We start from the raw sequence: 20,148 nt of genomic DNA on the forward strand, positions 1-20,148 counted from the left end.
CAGGCGCAGGTGGGCAGCGCGAGGCAAGCCGCGCGGGCCGAGGCGAGGCGCGCCGCACCATCCGCGCGAGCCGACCGACGCCGAAGGCCCTCGCAGCACCTTCCGTTCCAGTGGTCGTCGCAACACCCCAGCTCAGGGAACGCGAGGGCCTTCGGCGCGGGTGTTCACACCATGTACGGCCAGAGTTCGACCCACGGAGCCTCGAAGCGGATCACATCGCCGACCGACAACTCCTCGAATCCCCGCGCCACATCGATCGTCACGATCCCCGGGCCCAGCCGCATCACGACCTGCGGCTCACCGTCCCGGCCGACCCATTCCAGCCGGCCCGACACCGCCACGCCGCCGCGCACGGGCGAGAACCCGGTGGTCGCCCCGGCCGGCACCCGCGTCCAGTCGGCCACGTCGTCCGGCGGATCGACCTCGACGTCGTAGCGCGCGCCCACGACCGGCAGCCGATCCGGATGGCTGCTCTCGGCGTTCCAGTAGCCGACCCCACTGCCGATCCCGGACGTGAAGACGACCCGCCTCGGCTCGGATTCCACACGGCTCACCACCCGAATCTGCATCGCCCCTCCGTCTTGACGGCGGCAGCCACCCGCTTCACCCTCCCGCGTGGGCCGTCAGCGCCGGGTGTGGGTAGTCGGCGGAACGGTGTTGGAAGCTGAGGATCTTCGGGTTCTGCACGATGCCGTCGCGGATCTCGATCGCCTTCGCGATGGTCGGGTCCGCGTCCCAGGCGGTCGGGCCGTCCATGACGGTGCCCAAATAAGGAATCAGCGCCTCGCTGATCTCCCACGTCGCGGAGTCCCACAGATAGGACGGGCTGTGGTCGACCGCGTAGTACTGGCAGTTGTCGCCGACGGTGAAGGTCGGCTCCTCGAAGGTGGTCGGATGGGCCCATTCGAACCCCATGCCGTCGTCGCACGAGACGTCGATGAAGAACGACCCCGGCCGATACTCCGGCAGGTCCCGGTCAAGCACGAACGTCAAGGGCGCGTCGGTGTCCTGCCGAATGCAGTTCACCACGATGTCGTAGCCGGCCAGATGCGTACCGAGCGGCACCGGCCCGTCCTCGGTGAGCGCGTCCAATCGCGTCGGATCGTCCTCGCCGAACCGGAAGTGGCCCATCACGACCGAGGGCATCGGCGACGCCACCGCCACCGCGTCCCGCGCGGTGAGCACCGTCACGTCCGAAACGCCCATCGCTTCCAGTGCTATCACCGCGCCCCGCGCCGTGGCCCCGAAGCTGAGCACCGCCGCCCGCATCCGGCGACCGTAGCTGCCGGTCGCACCGCCGAGCGCCAGTGCGTGCAACACCGAGCAGTAGCCAGCCAGTTCGTTGTTCTTGTGGAAGACGTGCACACTGAACGCGCCGGCTGCGGTCCAGTGATTCATCTCCTCCCACGCGATCACCGTCAGCTTGCGATCGATGCCCAGCTGGGTCATCGTCGGATCCTGCACACAGTGCGGCCAGCCCCACAGCACCTGACCGTCGCGCAATGCGGCCACGTCCTCGTGAGTGGGTTTCGGCAGCAGCACCACATCGCTCTCGGCCAGCAGCCGTTTACGCGGCAGCAGTCCGGCCACGTGCCGGGCGATCTCCGCGTCGGCGACGCCGAAACGCTCGCCGTACCCCTCCTCCAGAAACAGGTGTTCGCGCACGTCCGGGGCGATCCGCTCGATGTGCAGCGGGTGAACCGGCAACCGGTGCTCGTTCTCCTTCAGTGAGGAGCCGAGAATGCCGAGGGTCATGCGGGTCCTGCGAATCATGAGATTCCTTAGGTAGACCCCGAGTATCCGCCATGGAATGAACATGGAACTCGCACGACCGCCGTACCGCGGCCGGTTCGCCCGAGTCGGCGACCCGGCCGCGCTACGATCCGCGCCCAGTGCAACCCCGCGCAGCCACACGCGCCCGCACGGCCCCGCCCGGCCCCGCACGGCGTCCGCCCGGGTCAGCCCGGGAGTGCGCCCACCGCCTCGTCCACGCCGTTCTGCCACTGCGTGGTGATCGGGTCGGAGACCGCGATACCGGGTGTGGGCGCGCCGATCCCGCTTGCGGTGAAGGTGCTGCCGACGTGGGCCGGGTGGGCCGCGACGGTCAGGCTCGGGACGTACCGCGCCGCGCCGCCGCGGTCGTCGGTACGCAGCGCCGCGTACAACTTCCCGGCGGCTTCGATCCGCCGCACACCGCTCGGCACCGGCGGCACCGGTTGCGCCGCGCCGTCCAGGCCGGCGAAGGTCACCGTCGGGAAGCGGTCGATCGTGCAGGCCGAGCCGGCCAGGTTGGTGACGGTGACCAGCACGACGCTGCTCGCGATCGGCGGCAGCGCGTGTGCGTCGTAGCCGAGCGAGCCCTCGGCGCATGTGCGCAGGCGCCCGATGGTGCTCTGCCCGGCGCCGGCCGTCGAGGCCGTGCCCGCGACCAGGACGGACGACGCGAGGGCGAGCGTGGTGACGGAAGCGATAGTTCTCATGCACCGCCTGTATCCATCGTGCCGGTTGGCTACACGTGCCGATGTACGCGGACCTCCCACGGGCGCAGCACCATCTCGTCGATCGGCCCCGCGTTGCCGAGTACGAGCGGCGCCCGCGCCCACTCCGCCGCCAGGTCGGCCGGCGCCGCCACCGCCTCGCCGGTGAAGTTGGCGAGCACGAGCAGCGTGGTGTCGCGGTGGCTGCGGGTGAAGGCGTACAGCCGTTCGTCGTCCGCGAGCAGCATGGTGAAATCGCCGTGTACCACCGCCGGTTCGGTGTGCCGGAGAGCTATCAGCCGGCGGTAGTGGTGATACACCGAATCCGGATCGGCCACCGCCGCAGCGGCGTTGATCGTGGTGTGGTTGGGGTTGACCGGCAGCCAGGGCGTGCCGGTGGTGAAGCCGGCGTGCTCGGACGCGTCCCACTGCATCGGCGTACGGGCGTTGTCCCGACCGCGTGCGCGCAGCCCGTCCAGCACCCGATCGGGGTCCTCGCCGGCCCGCACCGCCTGCGCGTAGTGGCCCAGCGCCTCGATGTCGTGTACGTCCTCGAACGTGGCGAACGGAGCGTTGGTCATGCCCAGTTCCTCGCCCTGATAGACGTAGGGCGTGCCGCGGTGCAGGTGCAGCACGGTGGCCAGCATGGTCGCCGAGCGCACCCGGTGTTCGGGGCCGTCGTCGCCGAACCGGGAGACGATCCTGGGCTGGTCGTGGTTGTTCCAGTACAGGCTGTTCCAGCCCACTTCGGCGAGGCCGGTCTGCCAGCGGCCCAGCGAGGTCTTGAGGTCGGTGAGCCGCAGTGGCCGCACGTCGAACTTGCTCCGGCCGAAGTCCAGTCCCACGTGCTCGAATTGGAAGACCATGTCCACCTCGCCGCGGGCCGGATCGGTGAACAGTCGGGCCTGCTCCAACGTCACCCCGGGCATCTCGCCCACGGTGAGCAGGCGTTCGGGCCGACCGGCGAAGACCTCGCGGTGCATCTCCCGGAGGTATTCGTGCACCCGAGGACCGCAGATGTAGTACGGCGAGCCGTCGCCGTACAGGCCGTCCCCGTGCAGCGGGCCGTCCGGGAGGTCGGGGTGCTTCGAGATCAGGTTGATCACGTCCATCCGGAAGCCGTCGACCCCGCGATCCAGCCACCATCGCATCAGCGCGTACACGGCCTGGCGGACCTCGGGGTTCTCCCAGTTGAGGTCGGGCTGCTTGGGCGAGAACAGGTGCAGGTAGTACTCGTCGCTCGCGGCATCGTGCTGCCACGCCGACCCGGAGAAGAACGACCCCCAGTTGTTCGGCGCCGCACCCGGCGACCCCGCGCCGGGTGACCCCTCCCCCGCCCGATCGCCGGCCATGGCACCGTCCTTGCGTGCCCGCCGCCACCAATACCAGTCCCGCTTCGCGCTGTTCGGCCCCTCGCGCGACTCGCGGAACCACGGGTGCTCGTCGGAGGTGTGGTTGACCACCAGGTCCATCACCAGCCGCATCCCGCGCTCGTGCACCGCAGCGAGCAACCGGTCGAAGTCGGCCAAAGTGCCGAACATAGGTTCGATGTCCCGGTAGTCGCTGATGTCGTAGCCGTTGTCGTCCTGTGGCGACGGGTACACCGGCGACAACCACAACACGTCCACCCCGAGGTCGGCCAGGTAGTCGAGTCGCGCGGTGATCCCGGCCAGGTCCCCGATCCCGTCGCCGTCGGAGTCGGCGAAGCTGCGCGGATAGATCTGATACACCACGGCGGACTTCCACCACACGTCGTCCGCAACCCCCACACCGTCGAGTGTCATCCCTCGAACCCGCCCCCTCCACGTATCGCCCCGGCAAATCCGACCGAGGCCACCGTGACTGTCCTGCCCCACCGAACCCCGCTTCACCGGACGGCGGGCGGTCGGCGGCAAGCACGCGGCGGAGGGCTCGCAGCCGACGGCGGGCTGCGGGTGGGTCAGTTGGCGCGGGTACGGAAAGCGCGGCGGTAGGACTGGGGGTGGTGCCGGTGACGCGTTTGAAGCGGTCGCGGAAGGCGGTGGGTGAGCCGAAGCCGGTTTGGGCGGCGATGCGGTCGACCGAATGGGCCGTGGTAATCGAGCCGTTGTCGATGTAGAGCACGTCCGGGTCCGGGATGGCACTCGGCCGGCTTGGCCGTGCCGAGCCAGTGCGTGGTGGCCCGCAGGCCGTCCAGGAGGCCGGCCTCGGCGATCCGCGCCCACCTCGCCCGCGCCGCCGTCGACCGCGTACCGCGTCACCGTGCGGCCGGCCATGTTCACCGGCGTCTTCAACCTACTCTGGGCAACCGTGACGGTCCTGATGATCGTGCGTCCGGGCTCGACCACCGGCGCCTGATCGCCCGCGCCGGCTCCACCTTGCCGGTGCATGATCACATGTCCCCACCGGGTGCAAAGGTCCGCGATCCGGGCAGGTATCGCTCCTCGTACGATGTCCGGGCATACGGCCGGCGCGGCTGCGGGCTCGCGACTGTTAAGGACGATGTGGTGGAGGAACCGGACGAAACCGGCCCGCGATCGGGATCGTCGACGCACGACCCGCGCCGGTGGACGTGGGACACCCGACGCTGGTTGCTCGTGGGCGTGTCCGCGACGCTGGCCGTGCTGGCCCTGCTCGCGCTCTTGGGCACCTGGGTGTTCGCACGGTCGACCTCGGTCAACGGGCACCTGGTCGACCGCAGTTCGCCGGCGCTGATCGCCGCCGTGCGCCTGGAGACCGCGTACGCCGACCAGGACGCCGCGATCCGGGACCACGTCCTGACCGGCGACGCACCGCTCTCGGGCGGGTACTCGGCCGGCCGCGAGACCGAGCGCGAGCAGGTCGCCGTATTGCACGAGCTGTTGCGCGACGACACCGGCGCGACCGCCCACCTGCGGGTGGTGCTGGAGCGTGCTCGCGCGTGGGAGGACCGGGTGGTCCGTCCGGCCCTGTCCGTCACGCCAGGAACGACACCGCCCGCGCAGGTACGCGCGGCCGTCGCCGACCCGTCGCCCTATTCGGAACTGCGCGCGGCGACCCGCGCCCAGGTGGACCGCCTCCAGCACCAACGCGACATCGCCCGGGCCGACCTCCAGGATGTCCGCGATCTGCGTACGTGGGTGTTCAGCGCGATCGCACTGGTGATCGTGGCGGGCGTGATCATGGTGTTCGCGGGCCTGCGCCGCGGTGTCACGCTGCCGGTGAGCCGCCTGGTGGCCGATGCGGACGCGGTGACCCGGGGCGACTTCGAGCACGCGATCACCCCCACCGGACCGGCCGACCTGCGCGCACTGGCCGATGCGATGGAGGCGATGCGCCGCCGGCTCGCCGACGAACTGGCCTTCTCCGACGATGCCCGCTATCGCCTGGACGAGCAGGCCACCGAGTTGCGCCGGTCCAACGCCGACCTGGAACAGTTCGCCTACGTCGCCTCGCACGACCTCCAGGAGCCGCTGCGCAAGGTGGCCAGCTTCTGTCGCCTCCTGGAGAAGCGATATCAGGGGCAACTGGACGAGCGTGCCGACCGCTACATCGCCTTCGCGGTGGACGGCGCGGTCCGGATGCAGGCCCTGATCAACGACCTGCTCGCCTTCTCCCGGGTGGGCCGCGGGCCCGTGGACGAGACGGCGGTGGACCTGAACGCCGTGTACGAGACGGTCGTCGGCGATCTCGCCATCGCGATCCGCGAGGCGGACGCCGAGGTCGCGCACGATCCGCTGCCCACCGTGCGCGGCGATCGCACCCAGTTGTCCGTGGTGCTGCAGAATTTGATCACCAACGCGGTGAAGTTCCGCGAGCCCGACCGGCCGGTGCACGTCGCGGTGAGCGCGGAACAGGTGGACGGGATGTGGCGGATCTCGGTGACCGACGACGGCATCGGCATCGATCCGGCACAGGCGGACCGGATCTTCGTGATCTTCCAGCGGCTGCACACCCGCGACGCGTATCCGGGCAACGGCATGGGCCTGGCCATGTGCAAGAAGATCGTCGAGTTTCATGGCGGCACGATCGCCCTGGATCCCGAACACACCACCGGCACCCGGATCACCTTCACCCTGCCCGTCGCGCCAACTGCCGTCGAGACACCGCCCGTCGCGCCTGCGAGCATCGCGCCTTTGACCCAGAGGCAGACTCCGACCCAGGAGCAGACTCCGGCCAAGGAACGGACTTGGCCCGAGAAGCCGACCGAGAAGCCGACCCCGCCGAAGGCGAGCTAGCGACCGACGGCTGATCCGGTCACCACCCGGTCCGGCGTGATCGGCAGCGTACGCACCCGCACCCCGGTCGCGTGGAACACCGCGTTGGCGACCGCCGCCGCCGCGCCGACCACGCCGATCTCGCCCGCGCCGCGCGCGCCGAGATCGCTGATGTGCGGGTCCGGGTCGCCGACGAAGAGCACGTCCAGCGTGCCGATGTCCGCGTTGACCGGCAGGTGGTAGCCCGCCAGATGCGGCTCGACCACATGCCCGCGCCGCGGGTCGATCACGGTCGCCTCCATCAGCGCCTGGGCCAGACCGAAGGTCATCCCGCCGAGCAGTTGGCTGCGCGCGGTACGCGGGTTGATCACCCGGCCGATGTCGAACGCGCCGACCATGCGACGCACCCGGACCGTACCGGTGAGCGCGTCCACCGCGACCTCGGCGAACTGCGCGCCGAACGAGTGCACCGCGTATCGCGAATTGGCATCCGGGTGGTGATGGCCGACCGCCGACACGGACGGCTCGCCGATTCGGGCCAGTTCGGCGACGAACGTCTCCGGGCCGAACTCGATCGCGCCGATCTCCCGCCGGTACAACGGCGATTCGGGGTCGGCGACGGCCGCCGCGAGCAGGTCGTCGCGAACCGCCTCGCACGCGCGCCGAATCGCCGGACCCACGTAGGCGACGGTCTGCGAACCGATCGACGGCGGCGCCTCGGGCAGATCGGTATCGCCGAGTCGGACGATGATCCGCTCCGGCGGCAGGCCGAGCACATCCGCGGCGATCTGGCCGAGCACCGTGTACGTCCCGGTGCCGATGTCGTGCGACGCGACGCCGATCACCGCCGTGCCGTCGACGCGTAGTTCGGCGTACGCCGAGGCGGGACCGGGGTCCATCTCGTGGGTCGCGGACGCCATCCCGGTGCCGATCAGCACATCGCCCTCGCGGCGGCTGCCAGGGGTGCGATCGGCCGGATCCCAGCCGAACCGCTCGGCGCCCAACCGGTAGCACTCCCGAAGGTGCTTGCCCGACCACGGCCGGCCCGACGACGGGTCCACGTCGGCATGGTTGTGCAGCCGCAACTCGACCGGATCCATGCGGAGTTCGTGGGCCAGCTCGTCGAGCGCGGATTCCAGCGCGAAGGATCCCGGGGCCCGCCCCGGGGCCCGTTGGAAGGTGGGCGCCTGCATGTCCAGTCGGACGATCCGCTGTCGGATCGTCACATTCGGGCAGGCGTACAGGATCGAGGTGGGCCCGCCGGTCGACTCGACGACGTTCTCGCCGGGCGAGGTGGCCGAGGTGCCGTCGTGCCCGATCGCGGTCAGCCGGCCGTCGCGGTGCGCGCCGAGCACAATCCGCTGCCGAGTCGCCGGCCGGGTGCCGCACGAGGTGAACATCTGCGGTCGGGTGAGCGCGAGCCGGACCGGCCGGTCGACCAGCCGCGCCGCCGCAGCGGCCAGCAGAACGTGCGGCCAGACCGTGCCCTTGCTGCCGAAGCCGCCGCCGACGAAGCCGGACAACACCCGCACGTTCCCCGGCGGCACCCCGAACGCGGTCGCCAGCGCCTCCCGCACCCCGGTCACGTACTGCGTCGAGTCGTACACCGTGAGCCGGTCGCCCACCCAGCGCGCGGTGGTGGTGCACGGTTCCATCGGGTTCATGTGTTGCGGCGGCGTCTCGTAGTACGCCTCCACCGTCACGTCGGCCACCGCGAGGCCGGTCGTCAGGTCACCGCGGACGATGTCCTCGCGGCCCGGCGGGGTCTGCGGGATGGCGTCCTCGATCCGGACCAGCGGCGATTCGTGGCGATAGCGGGTGCGGATGCACTCTGCGCCGGCCACCGCCTCTTCGAGCGTCCGCGCCACCACCATCGCGATGTGCTGCCCGTGGTGGTGGATCACCCCGTCGGACAGCGGGGTACGGCCGTCGCCCATCGGGCCGTTGTCGGCCGAGTAGTACGAGGCGACCCGGCCGATGCCCAGCGACCCGTCGGAGGTGCACACGGCGAGCACGCCGGGAGCGGCCTCGGCGGCGGCGATGTGCATTTCGGTGATCCGGCCCTTGGCGATCGTGCTCTGCACCAGCACCGCGTGCGCGAGGTCGGGCAGCGCCAGGTCGCCGGTGAAGATCGCGGTACCGGTGACCTTGACCGGGCCGTCCGCGCGGGTTCCGGCGGCGCCGATCCACGGGGTGGTCTGCGGGCTCATCGGTGGTCCCCTTCCGTGGTGCCGGGGGCTTCGCCGGTGCCTGGAGCTTTCGGGGTGCCTGGGGCCGGGGTGTCGGTGGCTTCCGGGGGGTCGCCGGCCGCCAGGGTGCTCAGGGCGCGGGCAACGACGCGGCGAATCAGTTCGACCTTGTGGCCGTTGTCCCGGCCGGGCACTGCACCTTCCGTGGCGGCGTCCCCCGCCCGGGCGAACGCGGCGGTGCTCGGTGGCCCGCCGATCAGCGCCGCCTCGGCCGCGTACGCCCGCCACGGCGTGGTCGCCACGCCACCGAGCGCGATCCGCGCGGCCCGTACCGTGCCGTCGCGCATCTCCAGCGCAACCGCCGCCGAGCACATCGCGAACGCGAACGAGGCCCGCTCGCGCACCTTGAGGTAGTACGAGTGGGCGCCGAGCGCGGTCATCGGCACCTCCACCGCGGTGATCAGCTCGCCGTGGGTCAGCGTGGTCTCCCGCTCGGGGGTCTCCCCCGGCGGCAGGTGGAACGCCTCGATCGGCTCGACGCGCGGGCCGTTCGGCCCGTCGATCGACACCCGCGCCGCCAGTGCCAGCAGCGCGACCGCGAGGTCGGAGGGGTGGGTGGCGATGCACCGGCTGCTCGTGCCGAGCACCGCGTGGCCGCGGTGCTCGCCGTCCAGCGCGGCGCACCCGGATTCGGGTACGCGCTTGTTGCACGGCATCGCGGGGTCGCGGAAGTACCCGCACCGGGTGCGCTGCATCAGGTTCCCGCCGAGCGTGGCCAGGTTGCGCAACTGCGGGGACGCGCCGGCCAGGAGGGCGCGGGAGAGTACGGGCAGGCGCTCGCGCACCACCGGATGCGCGGCGAGGTCGCTGTTGGGTACGAGGGCGCCGATCCGGAGCGTGCCCGTGGCCCCGTCCACCACGATGTCCGCGAGCGGGAGTCGGCCGATGTCGACGAGTCGGGCCGGAGCGAGGACGCCGCACTTCATCAGGTCGACGAGGTTGGTGCCGCCGGCGATGTACATCGCGTCCGGGCCGAGCTCGGTCCAGGCGTGCGCGGGTTCGGCCGGACGGGTGTAGGTGAAGGAACGCATGTGGGCCTACCGTCCGGCCGCGGCGGTGATCGCCGCGACGATATTGGGGTACGCGGCGCATCGGCACAGGTTGCCGCTCATCCATTCGCGGATCTCGTCGTCGTCACCGGCGTGGCCCTCGGCGAGGAGCGCGACGGCGGACATGATCTGGCCCGGCGTGCAGAACCCGCACTGGAACGCGTCGTGGTCGACGAATGCCTGTTGGACCGGATGCAAGTCCCCTTCGGGGTCGCCGCCGAGGCCCTCGATCGTGGTCACCTCGCGGCCGTCGTGCATGAGCGCGAAGGTCAGGCACGAGGTGATTCGGCGGCCGTCCACCAGTACCGTGCAGGCGCCGCATTGGCCGAGGTCGCAGCCCTTTTTGGAGCCGGTCAGACCGAGGTCTTCGCGCAACGCGTCCAGGAGGGTGACGCGGGGGTCGATGCGGAGCGCTCGGGCTTCGCCGTTGACGTGGAGTTCGACGACTTCGGCTTCGTCGGCGGGCATGATCCCTCCCGGGGGCGCACTCGGGCCGTGGGCCCGGCCCGGGATCTTCGCTGGTACCCGCAGGCGGTGGCCTCAAGCGCGCACCTTGGGCCGGGGTTGACCGGGCCTGTGGTCGCTGGTGGCCTCAAGCGCCGGCCAGGCTACTTGGCCTCGAACGCCGGCCGGGCTGGAGTTGCCCGGGCTTCGGCCGAGGTGGCCTCAAGCGCCGGCCGGGCTGGATGGGGTGCGGCGGCGTCGATGGGCGGCGCGGCGTTGGGGGGTATGGAGGGGTCGGTGGGGGCCGTCCTGTTCGGGGATATCGGGGGCGTCGGGTGGGTGGGGAGGGTTGGGACCGCGGTGAGGAGGGAGCGGGTGTATGGGTGTTGGGGGTTGCCCAGGACTTGCCGGGATGGGCCGGATTCCAAAGGTTCGCCGGATTTGAGGACCAGGACGTGGTTGCACAGGTGTTGGACCACGCCGAGGTCGTGGGAGACCAGGATCAGGGAGAGACCGAGGCGGGTGGTGAGGTCGCGCAGAAGGTCGAGGATCTGCGCTCGGACGGATACGTCGAGTGCGCTGACCGGCTCGTCGGCGACCAGGACGCGCGGGGAGGGTGCCAGTGCCCGGGCGATCGCGATTCGTTGTCGCTGGCCGCCGGAGAACTCGTGCGGGTAGCGGGTGCGCGTCTGCGGGTCCAACCCGACGGCCGCCAACACCTCGTCCACGCGTGCGTCGTGGTCGCCCTCGACGCCGAGGCATTCCAGCGGTTCGGCCACGATGTCTCGTACGCGCGAGCGCGGGTCGAGCGAGCTCATCGGGTCCTGGAGGACGATCTGCACCTCGCGCCGGAACCAGGTCAGCGAGCGCGCCGGCCCGGGCCGGACCTCGCGGTCGCGGTAGTGCACCGTGCCTGCGTCGGCCCGGTCGAGCCCGAGCAACAGCCGGATCAGGGTGGACTTGCCCGCGCCGGATTCGCCGACCACGCCGAGCGCGTCGCCCTCGACCAGTTCCAGGTCCACGCCGCGCAGCGCGTACCGCTGCCCGGCCGGGCCCCACAACGACCGGCGCGGCAGGCGATACGTCCGGGTCAGTCCCTCTGCGCGCAGCAGTACGGCGGGCGCGGTCACAGTGGTGCCTCCACGGTCTCGATCGAGGTACGGACGCCCGGCGTCGGGTCGACCGCACCGAGGGCAGCGTCGAAGGTGGCATCCAAAGCGGCGGCATCGAACGCCGTGGCCCGCGCGGCCGCCAACAGCGCACGCGTGTAGTCCGCGTCGGCGTCGTACAGGATGCGGTCCAGCGGCCCCTGCTCGATCACCCGACCGGTCCGCATCACCGCGATCCGGTCGCTCACCCGGGACACCACCGCGAGGTCGTGCGTGATGAACAGCAGCGCGGTGCCCTGCTCCCGGGCCAACTCGTCGAGCAGCGCCAGGATGTCCCGCTGCACGGTGACGTCCAGCGCCGTGGTCGGCTCGTCCGCGATCAGCAGCGCGGGGCGGCACGCGAGCGCGATCGCGATGCCCACGCGCTGACGCTGGCCGCCGGAGAGTTGATGCGGCCAGGCCCGGACCAGATCGGCCGGATCCGGCAGACCCACCCGGCCGGCCAGGTCGATCGCCGCCAGGTCGGCCTGACGGCGGGTCATGCCCCGGTGCAGGCCCAGCGGTTCGGCGATCTGGCGGCCGATCCGCATGGTCGGGTCGTGCGCGGTGAGCGGCTCCTGGAACACCATCGCGACCCGATTCCCGCGGATTCGGGCGAGTTCGCGCTCGCGCTTGCCGAGCAGTTCCACGCCGTCCAGGCGGATGCTGCCGGTGACCTCGGCGCCCTCGGGCAACAGACCGAGTACGGCGAGCGCGGTCAGCGATTTGCCGGAGCCGGATTCGCCGATCAGACCGAGCCGTTCACCGGCGGCCACAGTCAGGTCGATGCCGTCCACCACGGTCCGTCCGGCGATCCGGATGGTGAGGTCGGTGATTCGGAGCAGCGCGTCGTCCGCCGGCAACGGCACCCGTGGCGCGATTGCTTCGTCGGTCCGCTCGACTGTCTCGGCCCGGGTCTCGGGCGCATGCGGGCGCAGTCGCGGATCGGTCGCATCCCGCAGCGCGTCGCCGAGCAGGTTGAAGCCCAGGACGGACAGCGCGACGGCCAGTCCCGGCCAGACCACCAGAAGCGGCCGGGCGGAGATGTACGGCTGCTGGTCGTGCAGGATCCGGCCCCAGGACACGGCGGGCGCGAGGCTGCCGTAGCCGAGGTAGGACAGTGCGGCCTCGGTCAGCGATGCCACGGCCATCACCAGGGAGAGTTGCACCAGCAGCGTGGGCGCGATGTTGGGCAGGATGTGTCGGCGTACCGTGCGCCACGTGCTCGATCCGCTCGCGGTCGCGGCGAGCACGTAGTCGCTGCCGTACACCCGCTCGATCTCGGCGCGCGCGATCCGGGCCAGGTGCACCCCGAATGCAGCGCCGATCGCGCCGGCCGCGGTCCACACCGATCCGCCGAACACGGCGGCCAGGATCATCGCGGTGAGCAGCGCCGGGAAGGCGATCGCAACGTCGATCAGCTGGACCACGCCGGCCGCGAACCGCCGGGGTCCCAGCGCCGCCGCCAGCGCGAGCGGCAGGCCCAGCGCGGCGGCGATGCCGGCCGAGGCGAGCGCGATCAGCAGCGTCTCCCGGGAGCCGACCAGGATCAGGCTGAACTGGTCGCGCCCGAGCATGTCGGTGCCGAGCAGGTGGCCGTCCCGAAACGGGAGCAGCCAGGGCGCGTTCGGGTCGACGGCGGTCGGATCGTACGGGGTCCACACCAGCGACAGCAGCACCGCGCCGACCAGGATGGCGACGAGTGTGCCGCCGATCAGGCCGTTGCGGTCGCGAACCAGCGCACGCAGCACGGTACGGGTGGGGGCACCGGGTACCCGCAAGGCCTTCACGCGGACACCTTCCGGGCGCGAACGTCCGCCAGGCGCGGATCGATCAGCCGTTGTGCGACGTCCACCAGGAAACCGACGAACAGCACGATCGCGACCAGGAGCAGCACCTCGCCCTGCACCTTGACCAGATCGCGATTGCCCACGTCGGCGACCAGCATCGAGCCGACGCCGGGCAGGGTGAAGACCTTTTCCACCACGATCGCGCCGACCAGGAGGGCGGCGACCTGTACGCCGAGCATGGACAACACCGGGCCGGCGGCGTTGCGTACGCCGTGTCGCAGCAGCGCGCCCGTGCGGGTGCGCCCCGCCGCCCGCGCGGTGCGCAGGTAGTCGCGGTGCAGCACGTCGAGGGTGGCCGAACGGACGAACCGCAGCAGTACCGCGCCCTCGGACAGGGCAAGGGTCAGGATTGGCAGCACCAGGCTGCGGATCGCCTCGCCCGGGTCCGCCCAGCCGTCCACCGGGAAGCCCTGTGCGGGCAGCAGCGGGGTCTGTACGGCGAACAGCAGGATCAGCAGCAGGCCCACCCACAACGTGGGCAGTGCGATGCCGAGTTGGGTCGCGACGCTGATCACCGTGCCGTCGCGACGCTCGCGGCGCACCGCCGCGAGCATTCCCAGCGGCACCGCAAAGGCCAACGCGAGCAGCAGCGCGCCGAGCACCAGCGGACCGGTCACCCGCAACTTCTCGCCCAGTTCGTCGGTCACCGAAGAGCCGTTGAGCTGCGAGTGGCCCAGGTCGCCGGTGGGAACGTCGGTCAACCAGGTCCAGTACTGCACGAGCAACGGCCGGTCCAGGCCCAGGTCGTGGCGGATCGCGCGGAGTTGCGCGGAGTCCGCGGTGATGCCGCCGACCGAGGTGGCGGCATCACCGGGCAGCAGCCGAAGCAGCGCGAAGGTCACTATGCTCGCGCCCAGCAGGGACAGCGCGAGCAATCCCAGTCGGCGCGCGACGAACACCGTCATGTCGGACGCCGCCGTGAGGTGCGACGCGGAACGGCCCGTTCGACCGGCTCCGGCCGGAACGGGCCTCGGTGCGGGCTCACTTGGTGATTCCGATGGTGGCGAGGTCGAGCCGGCTGCTGGTGTGGTGTTGCGGTGCGCCGCTGACACCCTTGCGTACGACGGTCAGCGTCTGGGCCTGGAACAGCCAGTCGGCGGCGGCGTCCTCGGTGACCTGGCGGCCGATCTTGGTGAGCAGGTCCGTCCGGGTGCGCTCGTCGGGTGCGGCCACCGCCTGGGCGTACCAGTCGCGCACCTGCGCGTTGTCGTAGCCGAAGTAGTAGCCGGGGGTGACGAAGTTGGCGATGTCGTGTGGCTCGGCGTGGTCGACCAGGCTCAGGTCGTAGTCCTTCGCCGTGTAGACCTCGCTCAGCCAAGCGGTGAATTCCTGCTGCCTGACCGTGAGTTCGATACCCGCTTCCTTGAGGTTGGCGACCAGCACGTCGCCGATCGCGGCCGGGTAGATGTTGGGAATCTTCAGGGTCAGCTTGAGGTTGTCCACGCCCGCGTCGGCCAGCGCCTTCCTCGCCGCCGCGGCGTCGTGCGGGTCGATCGCGCTCAGGTCCCAAAAGCCCGGGTCGGAGGTGGGGATCGGTCCGCCGAGCCGGACGCCGGCCCCGCCGAGCGTCTTGATCAGCGCGTCCTTGTCGATCGCGCGCCGGATCGCGTGGCGCACGGCCGGGTTGTTCAGCGGGGCCTTGGCGTTGTTGATCGCCAGCGTGTATTTGTCGGTGGTGGTACCGCGCAGCACGGTGAACCTGTCGTTGCCGGTGAACGGCTGGAGCAGGGTGGCCTCGGCCGCCGTCTCGATGTCGGTCCGGCCGGTCGCCTGAGCGTTGTTCGCGGCGTTGCGGTCCGGAATGTAGCTGAGCACGACCTTTGCCACCTTGGCCTTGGCGCCCTTGTACGCGTCGTTGCGCACCAGGGTGATCGCCGAGCCGCGCTGCCAGCCGTCCAGCTTGAACGGGCCGGTTCCGTTCTCGGCTGCGTCCAGCTTGGTGAAGTCGGTGCCCTTTTTGTAGACGACGCCGACCCGCTGGGTGAGCGCCCAGGTCAGGTTGGTGTCGCGCTGCTTGAGCGTGATCACCACGGTGGCCGGGTCGGCCGCCGCGACATCCGCGATGCCGGCCAGGGCCTTGGCGTTCGGCTGCTTGGAGCCGGGTGCGAGCACCTGTTGCAGCGACCAGGCGGCGTCCTCGGCGGTGACGGGCGAGCCGTCGTGGAAGGTGGAGCCGGGGGTGAGATGGAATGTGTACTTGAGACCGTCGGTGGAGGTCTCGAAGCCGGTCGCGAGCGCGGGCACGATCTTGTTGTCCGCATTGGTGTCGACCCTGAGCAGGCCCTGGTAGACGTTGTCGAGCAGGACCTGCTCGACCGCGACGCCGGCGGTGGTGGTCAGGTTGAGGCTGGTCGGCTCCAGCACCAATCGCACCTTGGCCGTCGCGTTCGGGTCCAGCGCGCTGTCGGCGGGCGCCGGGGCCTGGGTGTCGGCGCCGGTGGCGCCGGGGGTGGGGGTGCCGCCGGAGCCGCACGCGGCGAGGACCGGTCCGGCCAGGGCGAGGACGGCGGCTATGCGAAGCGCGGAGCGGCGCATGATGGATCGATCTCCTTGCCGGAAGCTGGGAAGGGTGTTGCGGTGGGTCTCGCCCGGGCTCCCCGAGCGAGTGGGTGTTCGGTGCCCGGGTCCCCGAGCGGGCAGGTATTCGGGCCTGTGTCTGGGCTCGCCGAGCGAGCGGGTGTTCGGTCGCCCGTTCGGGGACCGGGGGCGGGTCTTCAGTCGCGCGCGGCTGCCAGGACGAACTCGGCTATCTCGTCGTGGACTTGGGCGCTGTCGTTTTCGGCGAGCACGTTGTGCAAGTCGCCCGGGAAGATCCGGGCCCGAGCGTTCGGCAACGTCCTCGCGGCCGCCTGCACGGCGCTTGCGGGCGCGAGGTCGTCGGCCTCGCCGTGGATGAAGAGCACCGGCCGGGTGATCGCGCCGGAGGCGATCAGTTCGGCGATCCGCTCGCCGCCCGCCTCCAGTGCGTCCAGGGTTTCCGGGCGCAGGCCGCCGGACCACACCAGCGGGTCGTTGCGCAGCCGCTCGGCGTACTCGGCGTTCCCGCAGAGCTCGCCCGGGTCCTTGCGCAGCGACATCGGGTCGATCCCGTGCTCCGCCAACAGTTTGCGCAGGCCGCTCTCGCCCGACGACAGACCGGTCCCGGCACCGGCGGGCACGAGCGCGCGGGCGGGTGCGGCGGCGGCACGCGTGCCTGCGAGGAACAGCGTGACCGCCGAGCCGAGCGAGTGGCCGGCCAGGATCAGCGGCACACCGGGGCGGCCGGCCGCGATGCGTTCGAGGATCAGTTCGGCGTCGTCGGCGAGCGCGTCCAGGCTCTCCACCAGGACGCGGGTGCCATCGCTGAGGCCGTGGCCGATCTGGTCCGGGGCCCAGACCTCGATCCCGTCGGCGTTGAGGCGGTGCGCCAACGGCTCGTACAGCCCCGCGTGTTCGCCCAGGCCGTGCAGGAACAGCACAACCGCGACGGGCTCGTCGGCGACGGACCACACGCGCAGGTGGAACTCGCCGCGCGCACCCCGGATCCGGCTTTCGTGTACGGCCTGACGCGTCGTCATCGGGTGCCCTCCGTCACGCTGTCGACACGGTCGCCCGTGTCGGCGAGAACGCCGGTGTCGGCCCGGCCACCGGTCTCGGCCGCCGCGGCCAGGCCGCGGCGCAGGTCGTCGAGTAGGTCGTCGATGCCTTCGAGGCCGATGGACAGTCGAACCAGCCCCGGGGTCACGCCGGCGTGTTCCTGCTGCGCCGGATCGAGTTGGGCGTGCGTGGTGGACGCGGGATGGATGGCCAGGCTGCGCGCGTCGCCGATGTTGGCGAGGTGGCTGAACAACCGCAGTTCCTCGACGAATCGCCGACCCGCGGCCAGGCCGCCGGCCAGATCCACCGAAAGCACGGCGCCCGCGCCGCGCGGCAGATAGCGCATCGCCGCCCCGTGCCACGGGCTGGTGGCCACGCTCGGGTGGTCCACCCGCAACACCTCGGGCCGCGCGTCGAGCCAGGCGGCGACCCGTTCGGCGTTGGCGGTGTGCCGCTCGATCCGCAGCGACAACGTCTCGATGCCCTGGAGCAGCAGAAAGCTGTTCAGTGGTGCCACCGCCGGACCCAGGTCGCGCAGCAACCGAACCCGCAGGCGCAGCGCGTAGGCGACCCGGTCGGCGCCGAACCGCTCCCAGAAGGACAGCCCGTGGTAGGTCGGATCGGGTGCGACCAGGCCCGGATAGCGGTCCGGGTGGGCGCCGAAGTCGAAGGTGCCGCCGTCCACCACGATCCCGCCGATCGCGGTGCCGTGTCCGCCGAGGAACTTGGTGGTCGAGTGCACGACGATGTCCGCGCCGTGCTCCAGCGGACGGAGCAGGTACGGCGTCGGCACCGTGTTGTCCACCACGAACGGCACGCCGGCCTCGTGCGCGATGCCGGCGACGGTGGCCAGGTCGAGCACGTTGCCGCGCGGGTTGCCGACGCTCTCGCCGAACAGCGCCCTGGTCCGCGGCCGGATCGCCGCGCGCCACGCGTCCGCGTCGTCCGGGTCCTCGACGAAGGTGACCTCGATGCCCAGGTCGGCAAAGGTGTGTTCGAGCAGGGTGCGGGTGCCGCCGTACAACGAGGCCGCCGCGACCAGGTGGTCGCCGGCCCGGGCCAGGTTGAGCAGCGCGAGCGTGGTGGCGGCCTGGCCGCTGCCCACGGCCACCGCCGCGGTGCCGCCTTCGAGGGCGGCGATCCGCTCCTCCACCACGGCGGTGGTGGGGTTGGACAGCCGGGTGTAGGCGTGCGTCTCCAGGTCGGTGAGCGCGAACGCGTCGGCCGCGTGCGCCGCGTCCCGGAAGACGTAGCTGCTGGTCTGGTAGATCGGCACCGCGCGGGCCCCGGTACTCGGATCGGGTCGGGCGCCGGCGTGCACCTGAAGGGTCTCGAAGGCCGGTGCGACGGAGGGTGTTTCGCTCGCCGGCTCGACGGCGGGTGGGGCACTCGGAGACCCGGGGGCGGATACCGTGCCGGGCGACTCGGCGTCGGATGTCGCGGGCGGCGCCGCAGCGTCGGTCGTCCCGCCGGCCGGCCCCGCCGGGACCGAGTCCGACCACCAGCGCTCGACCACGCGCGGGTGCGAACGCAGCCAGCCGATCAGCGCGTTCTCGCCGTACGCGGGCTTGAGCGGATTGCTCGGATCCTCGGTGACGCCGTCGGCCACCGCGGCCAACTCGGCAGGCAGGACGAGCGGTTCGACCACCGCATCCAGCCGCGGACCGAGGAAGAACGGCAGCGAGTAGCGGTCCACGCCGGGCTGCGGGGCGATCACCCGGTGCTGCGTGGCGCGCAGATAGCCGCGCGTGGCGATCTCCAGCATCTCGCCGATGTTGAACACGAACGCGTCCGGCAGCGGCGTGGCATCGATCCACGAGCCGTCCCGGGCCTGCACTTGGAGGCCGCCGACGTCGTCCTGTTGCAGCAGCGCGAGGTAGCCGTAGTCCTTGTGCGCGCCCACCCCCTGGTCCACGTCGGCGCTGGGCCGACCCGGGTAGTGCACGACCTTGACGTGGACCGCGGCCTCGTCGTCGAACCACTCGTCGAAGTAGCCGGTGTCCTGGCCCAGCGCGGCGGCCAGCGCGCGCAGCACCTCGCGGCTGACCCGCAGCGCCTCGTCCTGCCACGCGAGCACCGTCTCGCGCAGCTCCGGCAGTGCGACCGGCCACTGGTTGGGCCCGATCAGGCGCAGATAGGCGGGATCGTCCGGACCGAGCGTGAGCGCGGCGCGTTCCGGCCCGATGTCGAGTTGCTCGCGCCAGTCGGGGCCGCCCCGGGTGTACTCGGTGCCGGTGCGGGTATAGCCGCGGAACTGCGGCGAGTTGACGTTCTCGACCGCGAGCCGGTCCGTCTCGGGCAGCGCGAAGAAGCGCTTGGAGACCTCCAGGGCGCGGGCCCGCAGCTCCGGGTCGACGCCGTGGCCGACCACGTAGAAGAAGCCGATCTCGCGTGCGGCGTACCGCAGTTCGGCCAGGAAACCGACCGTGTCCGCGGCGGGGTCGCGGAATCGGGAGATATCGATCACGGGGAGGGTGGGCGGTGCGCTGGTTGCCATGACTGGGTCCTCGGTACAGCCTCGGTCCGAGCACGCCGGGCGGCGGCCTGGGATGGGCCGAGCGCGGTGGGACGAACCTGCGGCGGGTGGGGCTGGATCGGGTACGAAGGCGGCGCGGCACGGAAGGCGGCGACGCGGGAGAGCCGGGCCCGGGCGCGGCGGACCGACGGAGGTCACGCGGGGCGGGGCACGCTCTGCTCATTCGGCGACGGGAAGCCGCACGAACGCAGGGTTCAGCGACAGATCTGGTCGAAGTGGTCGGCTCGTCGACCCACCCAGAAGGGGTCGAGCAGCGCGGAAGCGACCTGACGCGGAGTCATGGCGGTGATGAAAGCACGCGGAAGGCGCATCGGTCCAGCCGGCTTTTCGTGACGCGGCGTGCGGGGAGCGCGCGGAGCGCGCGGGAATGGGCCGGCGCGGGCCGGGATCACGGGACGAATACAGGAAGGGATCGCATCCACCCGAACCGCTCGGCGGCCACCCGACGGGGCCTTCGCCCGAGTCCTTTCCCGCGCCTTTCGGGCTATCCCGTGGCGCAAAACCGGTCGGGCCGCCTAGACTCGCGGCCATGTCCAGCCCCATGCTCGTCAGTCGCCGCCACGTGGATCTCGTGCGCGTGACCAGCATGGCGTGTCGAATGTCCCGCTGAACCTCGGTGACCGTTTCGGTCCCGGTGGTTCGCG

At 71.4% G+C, this 20,148-nt stretch carries 14 protein-coding genes and 3 pseudogenes; 2 read left to right on the top strand and 15 right to left on the bottom strand.

Annotated elements, in window-relative coordinates:
* Nucleotides 1-164: 164 nt before the first annotated feature.
* The 5 genes and pseudogenes from ABZS54_RS00520 to ABZS54_RS00540 all read right to left on the bottom strand — a co-directional run.
* Nucleotides 165-554 (bottom strand): hypothetical protein, encoded by a 390-nt coding sequence (locus ABZS54_RS00520; RefSeq protein WP_355528930.1) that lies wholly within the window; start codon nt 552-554, stop codon nt 165-167.
* A 49-nt stretch (nt 555-603) separates the two neighbouring features.
* A complete protein-coding gene (locus ABZS54_RS00525) occupies nt 604-1,755 on the bottom strand; it encodes a N(5)-(carboxyethyl)ornithine synthase (RefSeq protein ID WP_355528990.1) in 1,152 nt (383 codons plus the stop codon).
* 203 nt (nt 1,756-1,958) lie between these two features.
* On the bottom strand, nt 1,959-2,480 hold the full coding sequence (locus tag ABZS54_RS00530) for a DUF4232 domain-containing protein (protein ID WP_355528933.1): 522 nt from the start codon (nt 2,478-2,480) through the stop codon (nt 1,959-1,961).
* 29 nt (nt 2,481-2,509) lie between these two features.
* Complete coding sequence (locus ABZS54_RS00535) at nt 2,510-4,261, bottom strand: alpha-glucosidase (RefSeq protein ID WP_355528936.1); 1,752 nt, start codon at nt 4,259-4,261, stop codon at nt 2,510-2,512.
* Between the two features lie 155 nt (nt 4,262-4,416).
* Nucleotides 4,417-4,550, bottom strand: a pseudogene (locus tag ABZS54_RS00540) (helix-turn-helix domain-containing protein); the annotation flags it as partial.
* Nucleotides 4,551-4,963: 413 nt separating this feature from the next.
* On the opposite strand from ABZS54_RS00540, the gene ABZS54_RS00545 reads away from it, so the two are divergent.
* Nucleotides 4,964-6,673: an ATP-binding protein gene (locus ABZS54_RS00545; protein WP_355528939.1), complete on the top strand. Its 1,710-nt coding sequence runs from the start codon at nt 4,964-4,966 to the stop codon at nt 6,671-6,673.
* Here the strand turns inward: ABZS54_RS00545 and ABZS54_RS00550 are convergent.
* From ABZS54_RS00550 to ABZS54_RS00595, 10 genes and pseudogenes are all read right to left on the bottom strand, one after another.
* The gene (locus ABZS54_RS00550) at nt 6,670-8,862 is read right to left on the bottom strand and encodes a xanthine dehydrogenase family protein molybdopterin-binding subunit (protein WP_355528942.1); all 2,193 of its coding nucleotides are present in this window, start codon (nt 8,860-8,862) and stop codon (nt 6,670-6,672) included. The two genes, ABZS54_RS00545 and ABZS54_RS00550, sit on opposite strands and share 4 nt — an antisense overlap.
* A complete protein-coding gene (locus tag ABZS54_RS00555) occupies nt 8,859-9,932 on the bottom strand; it encodes a xanthine dehydrogenase family protein subunit M (protein WP_355528944.1) in 1,074 nt (357 codons plus the stop codon). Before ABZS54_RS00555 ends, ABZS54_RS00550 begins: the two co-directional genes overlap by 4 nt.
* 6 nt (nt 9,933-9,938) lie before the next feature.
* Nucleotides 9,939-10,418, bottom strand: a complete 480-nt coding sequence (locus ABZS54_RS00560; protein ID WP_355528947.1) for a (2Fe-2S)-binding protein — start codon at nt 10,416-10,418, stop codon at nt 9,939-9,941.
* Between the two features lie 140 nt (nt 10,419-10,558).
* Nucleotides 10,559-11,524 (bottom strand): ATP-binding cassette domain-containing protein, encoded by a 966-nt coding sequence (locus ABZS54_RS00565; RefSeq protein WP_355528950.1) that lies wholly within the window; start codon nt 11,522-11,524, stop codon nt 10,559-10,561.
* Entirely contained in the window at nt 11,521-13,332 is a 1,812-nt protein-coding gene (locus ABZS54_RS00570) for a dipeptide/oligopeptide/nickel ABC transporter permease/ATP-binding protein (protein ID WP_355528953.1), read from the bottom strand. Before ABZS54_RS00570 ends, ABZS54_RS00565 begins: the two co-directional genes overlap by 4 nt.
* Nucleotides 13,329-14,297, bottom strand: a complete 969-nt coding sequence (locus tag ABZS54_RS00575; protein ID WP_355528956.1) for an ABC transporter permease — start codon at nt 14,295-14,297, stop codon at nt 13,329-13,331. The genes ABZS54_RS00570 and ABZS54_RS00575 overlap by 4 nt, the downstream gene beginning before the upstream one ends.
* 76 nt (nt 14,298-14,373) lie before the next feature.
* On the bottom strand, nt 14,374-15,927 hold the full coding sequence (locus ABZS54_RS00580; protein ID WP_355528959.1) for an ABC transporter substrate-binding protein: 1,554 nt from the start codon (nt 15,925-15,927) through the stop codon (nt 14,374-14,376).
* A 179-nt stretch (nt 15,928-16,106) separates the two neighbouring features.
* Nucleotides 16,107-16,949 carry an alpha/beta fold hydrolase gene (locus ABZS54_RS00585; protein ID WP_355528962.1) on the bottom strand — a complete coding sequence of 281 codons (843 nt, stop codon included), beginning with the start codon at nt 16,947-16,949 and terminating at the stop codon, nt 16,107-16,109.
* A gap of 101 nt (nt 16,950-17,050) precedes the next feature.
* A pseudogene (locus ABZS54_RS00590) lies at nt 17,051-18,313 on the bottom strand (aminotransferase class I/II-fold pyridoxal phosphate-dependent enzyme); the annotation flags it as partial.
* Between the two features lie 327 nt (nt 18,314-18,640).
* Nucleotides 18,641-19,465: pseudogene (locus tag ABZS54_RS00595) on the bottom strand (2-oxoglutarate and iron-dependent oxygenase domain-containing protein); the annotation flags it as partial.
* A 568-nt stretch (nt 19,466-20,033) separates the two neighbouring features.
* Here ABZS54_RS00595 and ABZS54_RS00600 point away from each other — a divergent pair.
* Nucleotides 20,034-20,114, top strand: coding sequence for a putative leader peptide (locus ABZS54_RS00600; RefSeq protein ID WP_355528993.1), 81 nt, complete (start codon nt 20,034-20,036; stop codon nt 20,112-20,114).
* Nucleotides 20,115-20,148: the final 34 nt, after the last annotated feature.

The sequence above is a fragment of the Embleya sp. NPDC005575 genome (assembly GCF_040605455.1).
Taxonomy (GTDB): Bacteria; Actinomycetota; Actinomycetes; order Streptomycetales; family Streptomycetaceae; genus Embleya.